15 protein-coding genes and 1 riboswitch are annotated in these 20,157 nt (G+C 35.8%); of the genes, 12 read left to right on the top strand and 3 right to left on the bottom strand.

What is annotated here, in order from left to right:
- Positions 1-131 precede the first annotated feature (131 nt).
- From ACWNMY_RS15435 to ACWNMY_RS15490, 12 genes are all read left to right on the top strand, one after another.
- The gene (locus tag ACWNMY_RS15435; protein ID WP_449539150.1) at positions 132-1,136 is read left to right on the top strand and encodes a sugar-binding protein; all 1,005 of its coding nucleotides are present in this window, start codon (positions 132-134) and stop codon (positions 1,134-1,136) included.
- A complete protein-coding gene (locus ACWNMY_RS15440; RefSeq protein ID WP_449539151.1) occupies positions 1,129-2,550 on the top strand; it encodes a sensor histidine kinase in 1,422 nt (473 codons plus the stop codon). Before ACWNMY_RS15435 ends, ACWNMY_RS15440 begins: the two co-directional genes overlap by 8 nt.
- Positions 2,551-2,570: 20 nt before the next feature.
- Entirely contained in the window at positions 2,571-4,136 is a 1,566-nt protein-coding gene (locus ACWNMY_RS15445) for a response regulator (protein WP_449539152.1), read from the top strand.
- A 329-nt stretch (positions 4,137-4,465) separates the two neighbouring features.
- Entirely contained in the window at positions 4,466-5,887 is a 1,422-nt protein-coding gene (gene xylE, locus ACWNMY_RS15450) for a D-xylose transporter XylE (RefSeq protein WP_449539153.1), read from the top strand.
- Positions 5,888-6,310: 423 nt separating this feature from the next.
- On the top strand, positions 6,311-7,000 hold the full coding sequence (locus ACWNMY_RS15455; protein ID WP_449539154.1) for a response regulator transcription factor: 690 nt from the start codon (positions 6,311-6,313) through the stop codon (positions 6,998-7,000).
- Between the two features lies 1 nt (position 7,001).
- Positions 7,002-7,997, top strand: a complete 996-nt coding sequence (locus ACWNMY_RS15460; protein ID WP_449539155.1) for a sensor histidine kinase — start codon at positions 7,002-7,004, stop codon at positions 7,995-7,997.
- 154 nt (positions 7,998-8,151) lie between these two features.
- Complete coding sequence (locus tag ACWNMY_RS15465) at positions 8,152-8,835, top strand: ABC transporter ATP-binding protein (RefSeq protein WP_449539156.1); 684 nt, start codon at positions 8,152-8,154, stop codon at positions 8,833-8,835.
- Positions 8,832-11,429 carry an ABC transporter permease gene (locus tag ACWNMY_RS15470; protein ID WP_449539157.1) on the top strand — a complete coding sequence of 866 codons (2,598 nt, stop codon included), beginning with the start codon at positions 8,832-8,834 and terminating at the stop codon, positions 11,427-11,429. Before ACWNMY_RS15465 ends, ACWNMY_RS15470 begins: the two co-directional genes overlap by 4 nt.
- Positions 11,430-11,673: 244 nt before the next feature.
- A complete protein-coding gene (locus ACWNMY_RS15475) occupies positions 11,674-12,936 on the top strand; it encodes a mechanosensitive ion channel family protein (protein WP_449539158.1) in 1,263 nt (420 codons plus the stop codon).
- Positions 12,937-13,136: 200 nt separating this feature from the next.
- A riboswitch (SAM riboswitch) is annotated at positions 13,137-13,238 on the top strand.
- A 205-nt stretch (positions 13,239-13,443) separates the two neighbouring features.
- Complete coding sequence (locus tag ACWNMY_RS15480; RefSeq protein ID WP_449539159.1) at positions 13,444-14,547, top strand: 5-methyltetrahydropteroyltriglutamate--homocysteine S-methyltransferase; 1,104 nt, start codon at positions 13,444-13,446, stop codon at positions 14,545-14,547.
- Between the two features lie 294 nt (positions 14,548-14,841).
- Entirely contained in the window at positions 14,842-15,606 is a 765-nt protein-coding gene (locus ACWNMY_RS15485; RefSeq protein WP_449539160.1) for an SDR family NAD(P)-dependent oxidoreductase, read from the top strand.
- Positions 15,607-15,648: 42 nt separating this feature from the next.
- Entirely contained in the window at positions 15,649-16,971 is a 1,323-nt protein-coding gene (locus ACWNMY_RS15490) for a Na+/H+ antiporter NhaC family protein (RefSeq protein WP_449539161.1), read from the top strand.
- A 247-nt stretch (positions 16,972-17,218) separates the two neighbouring features.
- Here the strand turns inward: ACWNMY_RS15490 and ACWNMY_RS15495 are convergent, their stop codons facing one another.
- Genes ACWNMY_RS15495 through ACWNMY_RS15505 form a run of 3 tightly spaced genes read right to left on the bottom strand, consistent with a single transcriptional unit; the run spans position 17,219 to position 20,156 of the window.
- Positions 17,219-17,902 carry a DUF421 domain-containing protein gene (locus ACWNMY_RS15495; protein WP_449539162.1) on the bottom strand — a complete coding sequence of 228 codons (684 nt, stop codon included), beginning with the start codon at positions 17,900-17,902 and terminating at the stop codon, positions 17,219-17,221.
- Positions 17,903-17,926: 24 nt separating this feature from the next.
- Positions 17,927-19,057, bottom strand: coding sequence for a Ger(x)C family spore germination protein (locus tag ACWNMY_RS15500; RefSeq protein ID WP_449539163.1), 1,131 nt, complete (start codon positions 19,055-19,057; stop codon positions 17,927-17,929).
- 4 nt (positions 19,058-19,061) lie between these two features.
- On the bottom strand, positions 19,062-20,156 hold the full coding sequence (locus tag ACWNMY_RS15505; RefSeq protein ID WP_449539164.1) for a GerAB/ArcD/ProY family transporter: 1,095 nt from the start codon (positions 20,154-20,156) through the stop codon (positions 19,062-19,064).
- Position 20,157 lies beyond the last annotated feature (1 nt).

A 20,157-nucleotide genomic window follows, 5' to 3' on the forward strand; every position in this document is an offset into this window, starting at 1 on the left:
TAGTTGCATCAGGATAAGTAGGAATAAAAAGCCATAGGTGGATTTTAGATTGGGATTGAGAGTGTTTATTTTTGTACAAAAAGCTATGATGATATAATGTTTCTTACAACATAAACAATCAAGGGGGCAGTATGAAGCGGAGAACTTTTATATATACCATACTGATTTTGTCTTTTGTTACAGCAGTGGGCTTCTCTGTTTACTTTTATAATCAAATACAAAGGTATACTCAAGAAATGGAGGAAGCGATTTCTTCTGACACGCATTTACCGAAGTATCATTTTGTCTTAATTGTTGAGGAACTGAAGCATGATTATTGGAGATTAATTGAAGAAGGGGCAAAGGACGCTGAGAAAAAATATGATATTTTCATTGAATATGTAGGTCCTGAAAGATCTAATCCAGAAGAGCAATTGAAGCTTTTTGATAAAGCGATTAAATCGAGAGTAGATGGAATTATTGTACAAGGCCTCAATGAAGAATTTACTGAACTGATTAACAAATCGGAGCGTCAGGGTATTCCAGTTATAACAATTGATACTGATTCTCCCGAAAGTATGCGACATGCATATATCGGATCAGATAATTATGTAGCGGGTCAATTAGCTGGGAAAGCGTTAGTAGAGGATACGAATGGGAAAGCTACTGTTGGTATCATCACTCCTAGTTTAGATAATCCCCATCACCGTCAGCGCGTACAAGGATTTAAAGATGTTGTGGAAAAAGAAGATGGGATAGAGATTGTTGCCATTAATGAATCAAAGATTACAAGAGTGGAAGCAGAAGAAAAAGCGTATAACATGTTACTAGAGCATAAGAATATTACAGCCTTCTATGGAACAAGTTCTTACAATGGGATAGGAATCGTGTCTGCAGCTAAATCTTTACAAAAGCAAGATGATATCTATGTCATTACCTTTGATCCTATCGGTGAAAACCTGGAATTATTGCGTAATGGTGACATTGATGCAATTGTACAACAACATCCTTATGAAATGGGATATGTAAGTGTGGAAAGAATGTTCGACCTTATGAATGGTACCCAGATTCAAGAAGTTTTACATACCAATTCTTCTATCATACGTAACTCTTCTATCCAATCAGAAGCAGGAAGAATGGTGGTTCCACATGATTAGAATTAGGACGAAATTACTCATTTTCTTTACAACTATCCTATTTTTATTGGTTATTTTATTTTTTGTTCGTGATCAAAGTAATCAGAGAGTCATGGAGCTTTATAAGGAAAACGATGCGTATTTATTACTCTTAAATGAGATTTCGAAAGAGACAAGTCAAACCTTTGATACCTTACAAATATACGTAAATGAACCTTTACCGGAAAACCTGTCTGATTTTCAAGAAAATAAGAAACAACTAATGAGGCTGCAGCAAAAATTTAAGGATTCGAAAGAGATAAATGTAGCAAAGAAAAATTTTTTACATACAATGATCAGTTTTCTCGAACAAACAAATAGGACAGTCGAAGCTGTTGAGGAACAGGACATTGAGACATATTCACTTTTTATTAAAGAAGCGAATATGACCTCAACTTATATTCATGAGGAAACGCTGGAATTAATAAATAAAGAACTTACAAACTATCAAGCAATATCAAAGCTAATGGATAAAAAGATTACTTATACAAAAAAAATGGGTATTACCATTCTTAGTGCCATTATTCTATTAAGTATGTTATTTGCTTTGTGGTTTTCTAATGGAATAACTAGAACCATTGATAGACTTACCCTTGCAGCTCAAGAAATTTCTGCAAGGCGATATACGGTAGAAGATGTTATCGTTTCTGGCAAGGACGAACTTTGGTTTTTAACGAAGACGTTTAATGAAATGAAAAGAAATATACGTGAATCAATGAGTGAGATAAAAGAAAAAGCAAGGATGGCTCAATTATTAAAGGAAATGGAATTAAAGAGCCTACAAAATCAGATCAATCCGCATTTCCTATTTAATACATTGAACACAATTTCCAAAACGGCTTTTATAGAGGGAGCGGAACGTACTAGTGAACTAATTTCATCTATCTCAACCTTGCTCCGATACAATATCGGGAACCTTGATCGACATACGACATTGAAGGACGAAGTGAACATTGTAAGGGAATACTTTTTTATCCAACAGACACGGTTTGGGGATCGAGTGGAATTTGTAGAAGACATTGATTCAACATGCTTACCTATTCCAATACCAGCTTTAACTCTCCAACCGATTGTTGAAAACGCATTTATCCATGGAATTGAGGATATGGTTGAGGGTGCAATAATTGAACTACGTATTTATGAAGATAACGAAATGGTTTGTATTGAGGTCAAAGATAATGGAGTAGGAATGGACCAAGAAACCCAACAACGCTTGCTGAATACAGACGAGGAGAATGAAGGGACTATAACAAAGACAGGAATGGGACATTCAACTGGTATCGGAATGAGGAATGTGATCAACCGTCTTGCTTTGTTTCAAAAAGAGAGCAGTGTGGAGATAATCTCTACTATTGGTGAAGGAACTACCGTGCGAATTAAACTTAAACGAATGTAACTAGTAAGGGGGGGGTATTTATGGTGAAAATCATTCTAGTGGATGATGAACAGCTAGAAAGAGAAGGACTTAAGTTGATGCTTAGTAAAAAGCGAAACAATTTCGAAATTATTGCTGAGGCTAAGACGGGAAAACAAGCAGTAGATTTAGCTATTTTACACCAGCCGGATATAATATTTATGGATATAAAAATGCCTGAGTTTGATGGGTTAGAAGCGATAAAAAGGATCCTACCTGTCCTTCCGCACACAAAATTTATTATGGTTTCAGCTTTCGATACGTTTGATTATGCACGTGAAGCGATGAAATACGGCATTAAGGAGTATTTAGTAAAGCCAAGTAAATTGTCTGAAGTGATAGAGGCTTATGATCGTACAGTCAGTGAAATTGAAAGTGAAAAGAAAAAGGAAAGTGAAACCACGCAAATCAATCGACGTCTTGAAAGGGCAAGTTCCTTTATTGAAATAGAGTTTATCGTGTCGCTCATTATGGATCACGTTCATGAGTTTAACCAGGAGGATTGGGAAGAATGGTTAGACCTCGAGGATAAGCAAGGCTTTGTTGCTGTTTTCACATTTGAATCAGATAATCCGATTCCTAGTAGGGATGAAAAAAGGGACTGGTATCGAGAATTGAAACAAGCAATTCACGACCACTACTCCCATTGTCTAGTTGGTCCTTTGACAGGCTTCCAAGTACCAGTGTTAAGATTACTAACAGAAAACGAACATAAAGATTACGAAATAAGAGAAAGTTTTGCTAGAGTTATTATTCACCAAGTACAAAAAGGTTTAGAAACAAGTCGCTTATTAGCAGGGGTTGGGAGTATCGTAACGGATGTAAACCAATTTTCTACATCCTACAAAGAAGCAATTGATTCGTTAGAACTTGTTTATACTCAACCAAGTGGATCCTATATGGTATTTAATGAACGAATGAAACAAAAACGCAAGGAATTAGTTCCTTTTGAAATTGAGAAGGAGCTAGTGGATGCCGTGAAAAAAGGTGACAGCCAAAAGAGCTTACATATGTTTGAGTTATATTTTCAATCGATTGAACAGGCCACAGATTATCAGGTAGGAAAAATCCATAAGGCAATGGAAAATTTCTTTATTGTATTATCACGATACATAAACGAACTAGGGTTTGATGAGGATATTGAAACAAGCTTAGGGCAGTATGGTACTACAATGCAAATAAAGGAAGCAGCCAAAACACATCTCCTCATGATAATCGAAGGTTTGGCAGAATATCGTTCAAATGGAATACAAACACTGCTTTTACAGGCAAAAGAATACATAGATAAAAATTATGATAAATCTATTTCCTTAGACGAGATTGCTGAACAAATTGGGATCAGTTCCTTTTATTTAAGTAAGTTATTTAAAGAGAGGTATCACGTTACGATTATCGAGTATTTGACAAATACGAGATTAGAAAAAGCAAAAGAGCTATTAGTACGACGTCTGTCATTAAAGGAAATCGCACTAACTATCGGCTATAAAGATCCGAATTATTTTAGCAGGGTGTTTAAAAAGGAATTTGGAATAAGCCCAAGTGAATATCGATCGAAATTTCAAAGCTAAACAACGCTCACTAAGTGGTCGTTGTTTTTCTTTGCCAGAATGTATAGTAGGTCGTAATTATCCGATAAAAACAAGATTGTCTAGAAAGTAACAAGATAGTGCAGATGAAAGCGAAACCAAGATTGCGTTTACATGATAATGTAATTACATAGAAATGAAATGTTAGTTACCCTGAAACATAATGTAAGCGACACTAATTCTGAAGGTAATACCTCAATGAGTGTTTGGGTAGGTAACTGGTATAAATCATATTTGTAAGGGTTATCAAATAGAATCCTTTTCAAAGGAAGAGAGGGGGAAGAAAGAGGGCAGTCTCTTTCTATAAGATTATGAAAAAAAATAGTACATTATCAATTGTGTTAATCACCCTAGTAGCAACTCTTGGGGGCTTGTTATTTGGCTATGATACAGCCGTAATTTCAGGAGCGGAAGGGGCTCTTCAAAAATACTTTACTGATAGTCTAGGGCTTAGCTCACTTGTTCATGGAATCACTGTATCAAGTGCTTTAATAGGTTGTATTATTGGTGGTTTTGTATCCGGTTACTTTTCATCAAAAATTGGAAGGAAATATTCGCTTGTTGTAGCAGCTGTCTTATTTATTGTATCTGCGTTCGGTTCAGCATACCCTGAATTTTTATTTTTCACAAAAGGCGAGCCGACAATGAGTCTATTAATTACTTTTAATATTTATAGAATTATTGGTGGGATCGGGGTAGGACTTGCTTCAGCTGTATCACCAATGTATATTGGGGAAATGGCACCGCCAAAAATTCGAGGCACATTGGTATCATTAAACCAATTTGCTATTATCTTTGGTATGCTTGTGGTGTATTTTGTAAACTGGGGAATTGCGAATGGACAAACAATTGAATGGATAAATGATATCGGTTGGCGCTATATGTTCCTTTCAGAGATTATTCCAGCAGCTCTATTTCTTGTCCTATTATTTACAGTCCCTGAAACACCACGTTATCTAGTGTTAAAGAACCAAGATGACAAGGCGATTTCAGTTCTAAATAGACTGTATGAGAAAGCAGTTGCAAAAGCAACTCTGATAGAAATCAAGTCATCCTTTGATAATAATAATACTAAATCAAAACTTTTCTCATTCGGTAAAGCGATTGTTATAGTGGGGATTCTGTTATCAGTCTTCCAGCAGTTCGTTGGAATCAATGTAGCCCTATATTATGCACCACGAATATTTGAAAGTATGGGTGCGGGAAGAGATGCTTCCATGTTTCAGACGATTATCATGGGGTTAGTTAATGTGGTATTCACACTAATTGCCATCTTCACCGTTGACAAATTTGGACGTAAACCTTTATTAATTATTGGTTCAATAGGTATGACAATTGGGATGTTTGGTGTAGCTAGTATGTCTTTTACAAATGCAATCGGAATTGGTACCTTGATTTTCATTATTATTTATACAGCATCGTTTATGATGTCTTGGGGTCCTGTGGTATGGGTGCTTCTTGCAGAAATCTTCCCTAACAAAATCAGGGGTCAGGCTGTAGCGATTGCTGTAGCAGCACAATGGGCTGCAAACTATTTCATTTCGTCCACATACCCGGCAATGATGGAGTTTAGCGGTGGACTCACATATTCCTTCTACGGAATTATGAGCCTTCTTTCAGCAATCTTTGTATGGAAGTTTATCCCTGAAACAAAAGGGCGTTCATTAGAAGAGCTGGAAAACATTTTGGTAAAGACGAAAGATGAAACAAATCAAAATAAATCTATTGCATGAATGAAGTAGTTGATGCATGCATATGGAAGCTATCCCTTTCACTTTAGAGCTTAAAAGTTGAATCAATCTTTAAGGTTCCACATGTTGATAGAAGAAAATTTTATAATAAAGAGTTATTAAAAAGCAGCAAGAGAAAAACCTAAGGTTGATCTCTTGCTACTTTTTTTTTACAAAACTTTAATGAAATTTGTTCTTATAATAACGCTGATTCTAGAACCGTCTAGCATCTTATTGCATTGCTAGCTTTAACCTTAGCAATTCTAACACATGAATATTGAACGATCGAAGTATATACGCAGTATGTATGTTTAGATATGGGATATAGATGAATGAGAAGATTTCCTTTTCTTATATGTTTTCATAAGGATTTTGATAAAATAATCTAGTACATTGTATGTAAATAAATGAGAAAAAGGTGTCACTATGAAAATTTTACTTGTTGAGGATGATAAAACGATAGCATCTGGATTAGATTATTCATTGAAACAGGATGAATATGAGACGGTGGTTTGTCATAATGCGGAAGATGCAAAGAAAATCATTGCAAAGGAATTGTCTGGAATAGATCTGTGTTTATTTGATTTATCCTTACCTGATGGAAGTGGCTATGAGTTATGTGAGCTTGTGAAGAAGCAAAGTGATAAACCTGTTATATTCTTAACTGCACTTGATGATGAAGTGAATGTAGTAATGGGGCTTGATATGGGAGCAGATGATTATATTACAAAACCGTTCAGGATACGTGAGCTTCTTTCAAGGATTAAATCTGTGCTACGGCGATATAATAAGCAAACTACAACACTACCGAAGAATAATATTGAAATAGAAAACATCCGAATTAATACGCTAGAAGGAAAGGTTTATAAAAATGGAGAAGAGGTTTTACTGACAGCGTTAGAGTACCGCCTCTTATTGATTTTTGCCAATCATATAGGACAAGTCCTTACACGAACACAATTGCTTGATCGGATATGGGATGTAGCAGGTGATTTTGTGAACGATAATACACTTACAGTCTACATAAAAAGATTACGAGAAAAGCTTGAGAATGAACCACAAAGCCCAAGAATTATAAAGACAGTTCGCGGTATGGGCTATAAGGTTGGTGACTAATTTGATACGTAACCGAGAAATACAACTTTTTTTAACTATGTTACTTGGAATATCTCTCGTTGCAATTTTGGTAGCTTTTTTCTTGTTTTCACTACAAGTTTCAATATTTGTTTTTCTAATTAGTACTTTATTAATTATGTGTAGTTTACTTTTTACTAGATGGAGATATCAAGAAATTGAAAAGCTTTCTGGCTATCTGCGCAAGATCTCAAGTGGAGATTACAGCCTAGATGTAAGAGATAACTATGAGGGAGAACTCAGCATTTTAAAGAGTGATATCTATAAGGTGACATTAAAATTATCTGAGCATAGCGCACTTCTTCAGGAGGATAAGGTAAAGTTAACAAATGCTATTTCAGACATCTCCCATCAACTAAAAACACCACTTACATCCATGATGGTAATGGCCGATTTATTAAGGGATGCGAAGTTAGAGGATTCAAAGCGGGCCGAATTTACAAATAACATTCGGGTTCAACTAGAACGGATTGAATGGCTTGTATCTTCATTATTAAAGCTTTCAAAAATTGACGCAGGTACTGTACTCTTTAAAAAGGACAAAATCTATGTAGCCGAATTGATTGAGCGGGCGATACAGCCTGTGCTTGTTCCAATGGACATTAAAGAACAGAATGTAAAGATTAGCGGAGAAAAAGAAGTCTCTTTTCTTGGTGATTTTAACTGGACGGCAGAGGCATTGCTTAATATCTTAAAAAACTGTGTGGAGCATACACAGCATGGTGGAACAATCTCGATTACGTTCTCAGAGAATGCACTTTTTACCGAGTTTATCATTTCTGATAATGGCAAGGGAATTGGGAAAGAAGATTTGCCGTATATTTTTAAACGCTTTTATAAAGGGAAAAATGCAGGCGAGGATAGTGTTGGTATTGGTCTAGCAATGGCCTACAGCATTATTAAAAATCAACAGGGCGACATCGAAGTGAAGAGCGAAATTGGGACAGGCACTACATTTATGATTAAGTTTTATAAATAAACTGGGTCAAAGGGACAGGTTCGCTGTCCCAGGTGGGACAAGGAACCTGTCCCCGTGTCCCACTTAAAGTGAATAAATTGTCACTTTGGAGTCACTTAATAGTCATTTTAGGCAGATATACTGAGTGTAACATCGAAATTATGGAGGTTATGAAATGAATATATTACAAATTGAAAATCTGTCTAAGGTGTACGGAAAAGGTGAAACGGCTGTTAAGGCACTTGATAATGTGTCATTTTCAGTGAAAAAGGGAGAATTTGTTGCGATCATTGGGCCATCTGGTTCAGGGAAATCGACGTTATTGCATTTACTTGGAGGGGTAGATCGTCCATCAAGTGGTAAGGTTCTTATCGACAATACGGATATCTATGACCTTAACGAAACACAATTGGCGATATTTAGAAGAAGACAAATTGGGCTTATCTATCAGTTTTATAACTTAATTCCTATTTTGACAGTAGAAGAAAACATCACACTTCCCATGTTACTAGATGAACATAAGGTTGATCCTAAGCAGTTTGCTGATGTTGTTAGAATTCTTGGCTTAGAAAACCGTTTGACTCATTTGCCAAACCAGCTTTCAGGTGGGCAGCAGCAACGGGTATCTATCGGACGTGCACTTATTAGTAATCCAGCCATTATGCTAGCGGATGAACCGACTGGTAACTTGGATAGCAAAAATAGTAGCGAAATCATTGAGTTATTAAAAATGTTTAATAAAACCTTTAATCAAACCTTACTAGTGATTACACATGATGATCGAATTGCTCTTCAGGCAGATCGAGTCATTTCAATTGAGGACGGAAAGATCGCTAAGGACGAGGTGATTCGTCCATGAACATCATCAATAAATTAACAATTCGGCACCTTAAGGAGAACAAACGAAGAACGCTTGTAACGATTATTGGTGTCATCATCTCAGTTGCAATGATAACAGCCGTTGCAACACTTGGGGTATCGTTTTTGAACCTACTCATTCGAGAAGAAATTGCATCGAATGGGGAATGGCATGTTAAGTACAATAATGTAAACACGGAACAAATAGAAGCTATTGATAAAGATAGTCAAACAAAAGAAGTAATACTCGCCAATGATCTTGGATATTCACCACTAGAGGGGTCTGAAAATAATGGAAAGCCCTATATGTTCCTTAAGGAATATAATACAGCTGGTTTCCAAAACTTTCCTATCGAGTTAAAAGAGGGACGACTACCTTTTTCGAGTAATGAAGTTGTCATTTCAGAAGAAATTGGAAGTAACGCCAAAGTAATATATAACATCGGTGATCAACTGACAGTTGAGATTGGTGAAAGATGGGCAGAGGGAGAAGAAGCACCCCTTGGTCAGAACTTTCCTCTGAATACAGACGAAAATGGAAATGTAGCCGAAGAATTTAAACCCCATACTACTCAGACATTTACTATAGTAGGGACGGTTAAACGTCCGACTTGGGAACCGACATGGTCGCCGGGTTATACAGTTATTAAATATGTAGATGAAAAAGAACTTGGTGCAAATGAAACTGTAGACGCAGTAGTCGTATTAAAAAAAGTAAAGAGCTCTTTATATAAACATTCAGAAACACTCGCAGAGAAAAACGGAATTGAATCCATTTCCTATAACAAAGAATTATTAAGGTACTATGGTGTAACTGATAACGATAGCCTACGCATGACATTATTTTCTCTAGCAGGGATTATCATGGCAGTAATTATCATTGGCTCGGTTGCGTTAATATACAATGCTTTTGCAATCAGCGTATCAGAGCGAGCTAGACACTTAGGGATGTTATCAAGTGTAGGGGCAACAAAAAAACAAAAGCGTAACTCTGTCTTTTTTGAAGGAGCTGTAATAGGTGCAATCAGTATTCCGATTGGAATCATTTCAGGTATAGTGGGAATTGGGATAACCTTCTCATTCATTAATTCTTTTCTTGGTAAAGCGTTGAATGTTTCAGCAAAACTAGAGGTTATTATTACACCTGCTTCGTTATTTGTTGCGTGTGTAATCTCAATTGTAACCATCTTTATATCAACCTATGTACCTGCAAGAAGAGCCTCCAAGGTGTCTGCAATTGATGCTATTCGTCAAACACAGGATATTAAATTGTCAAGAAAAGCAGTAAAAACATCAAAGATGGTTCGCAAATTCTTTGGAATGGAAGCGGAGATTGGTTTAAAGAACTTAAAACGTAATAAAAAGAGATATCAAGCGACTGTTTTCTCCCTTGTGATTAGTATCGTACTATTTTTGACCGTTTCCTTTTTTACAGATAATCTTAAAAAGTCACTTGAATTATCCCAGGAAAACATTAGTTTTGATATTCAAGTGATTGGTGATAACATGGGCAAAGAAGATCTTCAACCACTTACCAAACTTAAGTATGTAACAGATTCCAGTATTGTTCAAACAGCGTATTTAAGCACTTGGATAGAAGTAGACCAACTTCCAAACGAATTGCTAAAACAAGCTAAAGCTGAACCAGCTTTGTTACAGGATGGTAAATTTAATTATTACGTAAGAATATATGGTTTAGATCAGACTAGTTTTAATGACTATGTCAAAAAAGTGGGCGCAGATATTGAAAAATTTGAGAATGTAGATACACCTGCTGCGATTGTAATCGATCATATCTCTTACCAGGATTATGAGTTAGGTAAATTTGTTGAAACGAAGTCAATTCATACAAATGTAGGGAATTCAATTGAGTTGAATTCAGTGGTTTACGAAGGTGAAGAAATAGAGGAACAATTTTTAAATAAAATTGAAATTGCAGCATTAACGAAAGAGCTGCCGATGGGTGTTACTACGAGTAGATTAGGTGGCTTAGATATAATTGTTTCAGAGGATGTATTAAATAAGATTGTCTCGAATAATGAGAGGGCAAAAAGTGAAGTTCAAACTGAGTTATACATGAATAGTTCAGACCCATTGGGAACACAGGAAGAATTAGATAAAGTGACGAACTCCTCAACACATGTATATAATGTCTATCAAAGAAAGCAGGAACAAGAACAGTTAGTCCTTTTAATGCAAGTCTTTACCTATGGATTTATCGCGTTGATTTCATTAATTTCAGTTGCGAATATCTTTAATACAATCTCAACAAGCATCACACTTCGAAAACGTGAATTTGCAATGCTGCGCTCAGTAGGAATGACTCCAAAAGGCTTTAACAAGATGATCAATTACGAAAGCATATTTTATGGTGTCAAATCATTACTATACGGACTTCCAATAAGCTTAGGTGTCATGTATTTGATCTACTTGTCACTCGGGCAGACGTTCGAGTATGGATTTACACTTCCATGGCTAAGTATCATATTCGTAGTCGTAATCATTTTCGTTATCGTGGGCTTAGCAATGCTCTATTCCATACAAAAAATAAAAAAAGAAAATATAATCGACGGATTAAAACAAGAAAGTATCTAGTCGGATTGCCTCCTTCCGGTGGGTCAGAGGGACAGGTTCCCTGTCCCAAAACTTATGCCTGAGCTTCATTGTAGTGAATGTACTGCAGTGGGGCTCAGGTATTTTTATTGTATAAATTCTTGAAATTTCCCATCCAAATGAATCAGGTATTGATATACCAGTTCTGATATAATAGGACATATTGCAAGCACGTGTATTGTGCATATAAACATACTACATCATACTACATACACTGGAGGGGCATATGAAATACATCAACAACTTTTTGTTAGACTATGATATGGATCCTACATTGGCTAGGTATCTTTCTGTTATAATCATGATTCTTTTTATTGCATTAATCTGTGTTCTAGCAAATTTTATTACTAAACAGGTTATCATCAGAATTATTAGTCGGATTGTAACAAAATCCAAATTTACGTGGGATGACATGCTGTTAGAGAGAAAGGTTTTTCGAAGGCTATCACATATTGTTCCTGCAATTATCATTCATCAGTTTGCTGGAACGTTTCCGAATTATGAAAACTTGATTGTAATGGGAGCAAATATTTATATAATTCTCGTGGGATTACTTGTTATCAACAGCTTACTAGATGCAGCTAACGATATTTATCAAACCTATGAAATATCGAAGACTAGACCTATAAAAGGGTACGTTCAAGTTGTGAAAATCATCATCATAACACTTGGGGTTATTCTGATTATCGCAAACCTTATGGGAGAGAGTCCGCTTATTCTCCTTAGTGGGATCGGAGCACTTTCCGCTGTTTTTATGTTAGTATTCAAAGATTCATTATTAGGACTTGTTGCAGGGATTCAGTTGACTTCGAATGATATGGTTCGGGTCGGCGACTGGATAGAAATGCCGAAATATGGGGCAGACGGAGACATTATAGATATCTCTTTAAATACAGTGAAGGTGCAAAATTTTGATAAAACGATTACGACAATCCCGAGTTATGCGATGATATCTGATTCATTTATCAATTGGAGAGGGATGCAAACCTCCGGAGGGCGAAGAATTAAACGATCCTTATTTATTGATAAAAATAGCATTACTTTTTGTTCGGACGAAATGATTGAGAAGTTTAAAAAGATCCATTATCTTTCAGATTATATTACCTATAGGGAAAATGAAATTGAAGAGTACAATAGTAAAAATGAAATTGACCGAAGCAATCCTGTAAATGGGAGAGCTCTTACGAATATAGGTGTATTTCGTGCGTATATTAGCAATTACCTTCAACATCACCACGGGATACATAAAGGTATGACCTTAATGGTTCGTCAGTTAGCACCTACAGAGCATGGACTCCCAATCGAAATTTATGCCTTCACAAATGATATAAGATGGGACGTGTATGAAACAATTCAAGCTGATATTTTTGATCATCTCTTTGCTGTAGCGCCAGAGTTTGGACTTCGCTTATTCCAGAATCCTTCTGGACATGATTTCAGGGCTCTAGTTGATGAATCAAAGGAAGATGGAAAGATTAGAGAGTATTAATATTATTTGAAAAGAGGCCCTTAAACTTGAGTATACAGTTTGAAGTGAGAAGAACTTAGATTCACTAAAATTGAGATTTGGAGAGATAAATGGGACAGTCACTTTTTTGCTTGGAGCAAATTTCCTGCACTTCCAAAAATTTTATTGACATACAAATTTTCGAAGCGTATAGTGAAGCTTATAACTTAATAATCGAAATTTTCTTATCCAGAGAGGTGGAGGGACTGGCCCATTGATACCTCGGCAGCGGACTTTTACTAGTACTGTGCCAATTCCAGTAGCTTTAAGCTAGAAGATAAGAAGAGCAGGTATCTTACTTTGTCAATTTAACCCCTCTTCTTATCTTTTAGAAGAGGGGTTTTTGTGTTGCAGGGACGTAAGAGACGGTCACCTTGTCTCGTGGGTCAGAGGGACAGGTTCCGTGACCCAAAAGTAGAAGTGGGACAAGGTACCTGTCCCCGTGACCCACCCGGTGAACCCCAAAAATGATACTAAGGAGAGATTCAATTGACAAAAACATTAGTTAAAGCACCATTTAGGGCAGATCACGTAGGAAGTTTATTACGACCTGAGAGAATACATATTGCTAGAAGGGATTTCCAAGTTGGTACGATTACGGCTGAGGAACTACATAATATCGAAACAGAGGAAATTACTAAAATAGTGGATAAGCAGATCGAGGTTGGCTTGCAAGCTGTTTCTGACGGAGAGTTTCGTCGTAGGTTTTGGCACACCGACTTTTTAGAGCACTTAAACGGGGTAGAAGGGTACGTACCAGATCACGGCTTTTCATTCAAAGGTGAGGAAACGGAAAGATATGATGTACGTGTAATCGGGAAGATATCATTTAACCCGGAGCATCCACATGTAAAAGATTTTATAGAATTTAAAGAAATTGTTGGAAATCGTGCTGTAGCTAAACAAACAATCCCTAGTCCAAATCAGTTGTTTAATGCAGGAATTCGCAATCTAGAAATCTATCCAGATATTGAAGACTATGCAAATGACATTATCAAGGCATACCGCAATGCAATTCAAGCCTTTTATGATGCAGGTTGTCGATACCTACAATTAGATGATGTATACATTGCAGGTCTCAATGCACCGGAAATTCCGTTTAATGATAGTGGATATTCTCGTGAAGAATTAATTGAGTTAGCATTGCGTGTAGCGAATGGTGTACTAGAGGATAAACCTGAAGACTTAATTGTGACTACCCATCTTTGCCGTGGAAATTACCGATCTACCTGGGCATTTGAAGGTAGTTATGCGAAAATAGCTCCAACTTTATTTGCAAAAGAAAAAGTAAATGGATTTTTCTTAGAATATGATGACGATCGTTCTGGGGATTTCAAACCATTGGAATACATTCCAAATGGTGGCCCACAAGTAGTGCTAGGTGTTTTTACATCAAAGCATGGTACTTTAGAAGATAAGGAAAACGTAATTGCTAGAGTGAAGGAAGCAACTCAATATGTGCCATTAGAGCAATTATGTATTAGTCCACAATGTGGATTTGCCTCTACACATCATGGAAATATATTAACTGAAGAAGAGCAATGGGCAAAATTAAAATATATTGTTGATATTTCTAAAGAGATTTGGGGTTAAGGTATATAGCGAACACCAGTAGTGGTGTTCGCATTTTATAGATTTTTTGTGGCATAAGAATAAAATACATATAATAGTATAGCTTAAAAACCAAGTATTCACATGCGAATATAAAATATAGAAAATTAATTTCAACTTATCTGTTAGTGGCCATTCTAGTCATTGTTGTTAAAACTACACCATCAGTAGGAAATATCCTTACTAGTAAGGCGCGCCGTGAGTAATTGAAAGAACATTAGATTAGAAGATAGACAGGAAAAGAAAAGTGTATTTGTTCATAGGGAGGTTTAAGGCATGTATGTTATGGACTTAACAGGGAAAGTTGCGATTGTTACAGGTGGTGCTCAAGGAATTGGAAAAGGTATTGTTGATGCATTTTTAGAGTGTGGAGCCAAGGTAGCTGTCATTGATCAAGAACTGGATTTGAAAATTTCGGATGAAAGTATATTGTACATAAAAACAGATGTAACACAAAGTGATCAAGTGGAAGAGATTGTACAACAAGTGATTGATCATTTTGGTAGGTTGGATATTCTGGTGAATAATGCTGGAATTTCTACGATGGATTATGCGATTGACATAAAGGAGAAGGACTGGGACCGAGTAATGGACGTAAATGCAAAAGGCGTTTACCTATGTAGCCAATTCGTTGCGCGATTCTTGAAAGCACAAGGTCAAGGTGGGAAAATCATCAATATTTCTTCACAGGCTGGGAAAAATGGATACAGATTAATGGGGAGTTATGTTGCTTCGAAACATGCTGTATTAGGATTTACTAAGGTTATGGCGATCGAGTTGGCTCAAGATCATATTAATGTAAATGCCGTTTGTCCTGGAATTGTAGAAACGGATATGAAGCGCCGTGAAAGAGTAATTGGGGGAAACCTTAGGGGGCTAAATGCTGATTTGATTGAGCAGGAGGACTATTCTCAAGTTCCATTAGGTAGAACAGCTACACCGAAAGATATTGCAAATGTTGTTGTGTTTTTGGCTTCAACATATTCAGATTATATGACCGGGCAAGGTATCAATGTTACTGGTGGAATGACGATGAACTAAACTTGTTTCCTAAAGGATCAAATAGAAAAGGATGATTTTTAAATGAGTAATGTAAATAAAGGAAGCTTATATGCACTACTTCCGTTACTAATATTTGTTTTACTATTTGTAGGTACAGGAATTATTTCTGGAGACTTTTCAAACATGCCCTTAAATGTTGCGATTATTATTGCTTCTGCTCTAGCACTAGGAATGAACAGAAAAGAAAAATTATCGAAAAAAATTGATGTGTTTACAAAGGGAGCGGGCCATTCCAACATCATATTAATGGCTATTATCTTTGTTCTAGCTGGTGCATTTGCTGAAACGGCTAAAGGCATGGGTGCAGTTGAAGCAACTGTAAATATGGGGTTAACTTTAATACCTAGTAATCTTTTAATGGTTGGTTTGTTTATTGTGGGATGTTTCATTTCCATATCGATGGGAACATCCATGGGGACGGTTGCTGCACTAGCTCCAATCGGAATCGGTATTGCAGAGCAAACTGGAATACCTATTACTTTAGCGATGGCAACAGTAATTGGTGGGGCAATGTTTGGTGATAACCTCTCCATGATTTCTGATACAACAATTGCGGCAGCTAGGACTCAACATACGAAAATGAGTGATAAATTTAAAACGAACTTTTTAATTGTTTTACCTGGAGTTATCGTGACCGCCCTCATTCTTTGGATTGTTACTATGGGAAGCAATATAGATACACTAGGAGATTATTCATATGAATTAGTAAAGGTAGTACCTTATCTTGCTGTACTTATTGCTGCATTAGCTGGGATCAATGTTCTAATTGTACTTCTTGGAGGAACAATTTTTGCAGGAATCATTGGTTTACTTGATGGTTCTTATACAATGGCTGGATTTATCAAAGCTGTCTCTCAAGGAATCATAAATATGGAAGATTTAGCGATTGTTGCGATTTTAATTGGTGGTATGATTGGAATTATTCAGCATAATGGCGGTATACAATGGTTATTAAACTTTGTAACTAGTAAAATCAAATCGAAAAAAGGTGCCGAGTTTGGCATTGCTGGTTTGGTTAGTGCAACTGATTTAGCAACTGCGAATAACACGATTTCGATTATTATTGCTGGTCCGTTAGCAAAAAATATTGCAGATGAGTATGATATTGACCCAAGAAAATCAGCAAGTATCCTTGATATTTTTTCAAGTAGTTGGCAAGGCCTTGTTCCGTATGGTGGACAAATGCTTGTGGCATCAGGTTTAGCAGCTATTTCACCAATTAGTATTCTCCCATATTCCTTTTATCCAATTGCTCTTTTGGTATGTGGGATTATTGCAATACTAATCGGATTCCCTAAATATAATCGTGCAAAAGATAAGAAAGTAAATAAAGATGTAGCTTAAGCTTAATAGAGCGTAATAAAAAAGGATGGAGATTCTCCATCCTTTTTGGGTCAAGGGACCTGTCCCTTTGACCCATTTTATTGGGACAAGGAACCTGTCCCCCTGACCCAATATTTCTCACCAAGTATGTAAAACAGGCCCCATCTGATAAACAGGTGGTGCCTAAAACGGATTCTCTGGTTCATCTTTTTTTAAATCCACATTATATTCACCAAGAAAATTGATGTGCTCCTATCCTAACAAATTTTTATTTAGGACTTACATGTAAGCCTTCACTCTCTCGCCAATCTGCGTAAAGTATTCGCTTTACATTATCATATCCATTGGTAGTTAATTGGTTATCTAACCACTGTTGATCAAATCCGAGTTCATGTAAATTATCCCATAAGATTTCCCCATCTATAATTAACGATGTTGGGAGGTCTACTGGACTTTCTGGAAGATTGAGATCTTGCTTGTCTGGTTTTTGATACTTGGATTTTAATAATAAACTTATTTGCCCATTAGCTTCCAATATACCGTATTTGACTTCGCGAACTGAAAAGACATTATTTTGACGGAGTATACTCAATACTTGATTTACATCCAATTTGTTCTTTGTAAGTAACTTTCTGTCCATAACACCATCTCGAATGATGATGTTAGGATTGCCTAATAAGAGTGAACGTGTCGATTTATTTTTTAGAGTCATAAACTCTATTCCCAACATAAGAAACGTCCACAATCCGATGGCATATAAAAAATGAAAAATCCCTACCTTATCTTCATAAATGGTATTTCCTAAAAAATCTCCAAGTACTAACACAAAAACTAAGTGAAACGGGGTTAACTGATAGATGGATGTTCTGCCTGTTAAAATAATGATAAAAAATAAAGTTGCAAAACCAACGATGACTTTGATCGTCAGTAATCCAATTTTAACTTCTTCCAAAGTTTTTTCCTCCAATTTAAATCATTAATCAACTGATCCAGTTCGCTCAATTTCTACCTTTATATTTGGTTTTATCTTTAGTGTTGAATAATTTAGTCTTAAATCTCCATCATTTAAATGGGAATATCTTCTAAAACTTCTTATTTTTCTTCCAATGCCAATGGGATCCGTATTTAAATTTTTTAATTCCTCAAGTATATATCCAAAGTCTTTGTTTAGGGCTTCACTAATTAGTTGCTCCATTTTGTTTAGTGAGTCTTTATTTTTCAAAGAAGTAGTGGGTTGAAATTCTAATGTTGAAACGGATATCGTTGCATTTAAATGAACAAATTCTTCGTTCTTTATTTCAATGTTTCCTTTGTACTTTATTGGATGGAGTGTAATCTTATAAATATCACTCTTAGGAAGGTTGAGTTTTGTCATCCCCCTTTTCTCTAGTTCTTCAGCAGCAATCTCTACAGTTATATCACCTAAAAATGCCTTATTATTTGTGAATAATTTTAGGTAAAAGGTGTTTATCAACGAAATAGACCCCACAATTTTATCATCTTTGAATAATGCAACACCACCTATAGAAGGTGCTACCCCATTTGCATTTTTAATAATGGGGAGTGTAGGATCGATACCAATTTCATTTAGTGTAGTTATAAAATCATGTAGGTTGGCGTTGACTAACATTTCTTTCTTCTCGTGTTTATCCAATAGTTGATAGATATAGGATCCCATTTCGGGATATTCTTCATAGTTTGAATTGTTAATTGTCTCCTCAGCATTATCAGTAATGGCCAAAAAGATTAAAGAACTGATACTACTATCTCGTTGCATTGTATCCAGAAAAGAAGTAATTCCTACTGTTTCCGCCATGTTTTTATTAAACAGTATGGTCCTTAATTGACCAGACGAAATGTCATGGCTTGTTTGTTCTTCTAGTTTTTGTCTGATTTGTTTACTAGTCGTTCCTTCAGCTGAAAGGGTTACACTGGTCTTTTCTTCTTTTCGGTCAAATTGTAACAAACTGATAGTGCCTTTGTAGGTATTGTCATCAAGCAAGTCATAACCAATAATCGTTGAAATTCCTTGCATTTCTATTATTTTTTCAGGGGCCATGCATGCAGTACAAAGAAGAGAACACAGCAGAATAATAATTTTTTTCATTCTTTCAACTCCGTCTAGAACGAGTATTGATTTTTGTTCTTATAAAGATGATTACATACAAGAAAATCGGATAGATAAACCAGAGGAAAAATCCAGTTTTGCCAATTTGATCAAAAAAATAATTATTATCTACTCTTTTAGTAATAAAAAAACTGCAGATAAAAAGGATAATGGAGATGAGCCATATTCCATGTTTTTGTTTTATATGAAAAATTTGTTTAATACCCTTGGATGAAATATATAGAGTGATGCATAGGTTTGGGAAAATAACTAAAATCCATAATGAAACCGCAACAAATTCAAAGCGTTCAATAAATGGAAAATGGACTGTGCTAATCATGCTGACAACAGGCCATACACTCTTCTCTAATTCTTTAGCGCTAAAAAACAAGATAGAAACTACAGTTATTATTAAAACAAGAATGGTTGTAAACCAGACTGCTATTTGACTAAAAAGTTGAAGTTTATTTTTCTCCTTTATAAATGGAAAAATAAAAAGCAACGTCTCGAAACCTAACATTGTATAACTGCTCTTGAAAACGCCTTTCATAATTTCTGAAGGAGTTGTCGTCATTATAGGTAAAATCCTAGTCAAGTTTATGGTTTTAAGTGGTTGGTAAACAATAAATAGCAGCCATATAGTCAATAAAAAGGATAAAAAGGAAACACCTGTAACTACCCTAAATCCGCCTGATACAGCATAAAGGGTTATCATTAATAAAGCCAATACCCCGACCCATTCATAGACTCCTTCATATCCCCATGTTAGTGACAACTCGACATAACTAATGGAAATCGAATAATGGACGGCAATATAGTAAATGACAATAAGGAAGTTTAAAATACTACCAATCAAACGTCCAAATATATGTTCATGAATTTCGAATAAAGTACCACCTTCATTTTTATTTAGGATAGATATCATTAACCATGTAATTAAGCTAACGAATAAACCAGAAAGTAAAATGGATATCCAAGCATCTTTTCTTGATTCTAGATACATAATTCTTGGAACTCCAAGAATCCCCATACCAATTTGCGACGTGTGTATGATAAAAAATGCCATAAATGCGTTAACAAAACGTATATTTGATTTCATT

Source organism: Ferdinandcohnia sp. Marseille-Q9671 (genome assembly GCF_976954385.1).

What these genes read in the sequence shown, in the direction of transcription:
- ACWNMY_RS15445 (WP_449539152.1), top strand. Translation starts at nt 2,571, where the DNA reads ATGGTGAAAATCATTCTAGTGGATGATGAACAGCTAGAAAGAGAAGGA.
- ACWNMY_RS15490 (WP_449539161.1), top strand. Translation starts at nt 15,649, where the DNA reads ATGAGTAATGTAAATAAAGGAAGCTTATATGCACTACTTCCGTTACTA.
- ACWNMY_RS15455 (WP_449539154.1), top strand. Translation starts at nt 6,311, where the DNA reads ATGAAAATTTTACTTGTTGAGGATGATAAAACGATAGCATCTGGATTA.
- ACWNMY_RS15470 (WP_449539157.1), top strand. Translation starts at nt 8,832, where the DNA reads ATGAACATCATCAATAAATTAACAATTCGGCACCTTAAGGAGAACAAA.
- ACWNMY_RS15500 (WP_449539163.1), bottom strand. Translation starts at nt 19,057, where the DNA reads ATGAAAAAAATTATTATTCTGCTGTGTTCTCTTCTTTGTACTGCATGC.
- ACWNMY_RS15440 (WP_449539151.1), top strand. Translation starts at nt 1,129, where the DNA reads ATGATTAGAATTAGGACGAAATTACTCATTTTCTTTACAACTATCCTA.
- ACWNMY_RS15435 (WP_449539150.1), top strand. Translation starts at nt 132, where the DNA reads ATGAAGCGGAGAACTTTTATATATACCATACTGATTTTGTCTTTTGTT.
- ACWNMY_RS15465 (WP_449539156.1), top strand. Translation starts at nt 8,152, where the DNA reads ATGAATATATTACAAATTGAAAATCTGTCTAAGGTGTACGGAAAAGGT.
- xylE (WP_449539153.1), top strand. Translation starts at nt 4,466, where the DNA reads ATGAAAAAAAATAGTACATTATCAATTGTGTTAATCACCCTAGTAGCA.
- ACWNMY_RS15475 (WP_449539158.1), top strand. Translation starts at nt 11,674, where the DNA reads ATGAAATACATCAACAACTTTTTGTTAGACTATGATATGGATCCTACA.
- ACWNMY_RS15485 (WP_449539160.1), top strand. Translation starts at nt 14,842, where the DNA reads ATGTATGTTATGGACTTAACAGGGAAAGTTGCGATTGTTACAGGTGGT.
- ACWNMY_RS15505 (WP_449539164.1), bottom strand. Translation starts at nt 20,156, where the DNA reads ATGAAATCAAATATACGTTTTGTTAACGCATTTATGGCATTTTTTATC.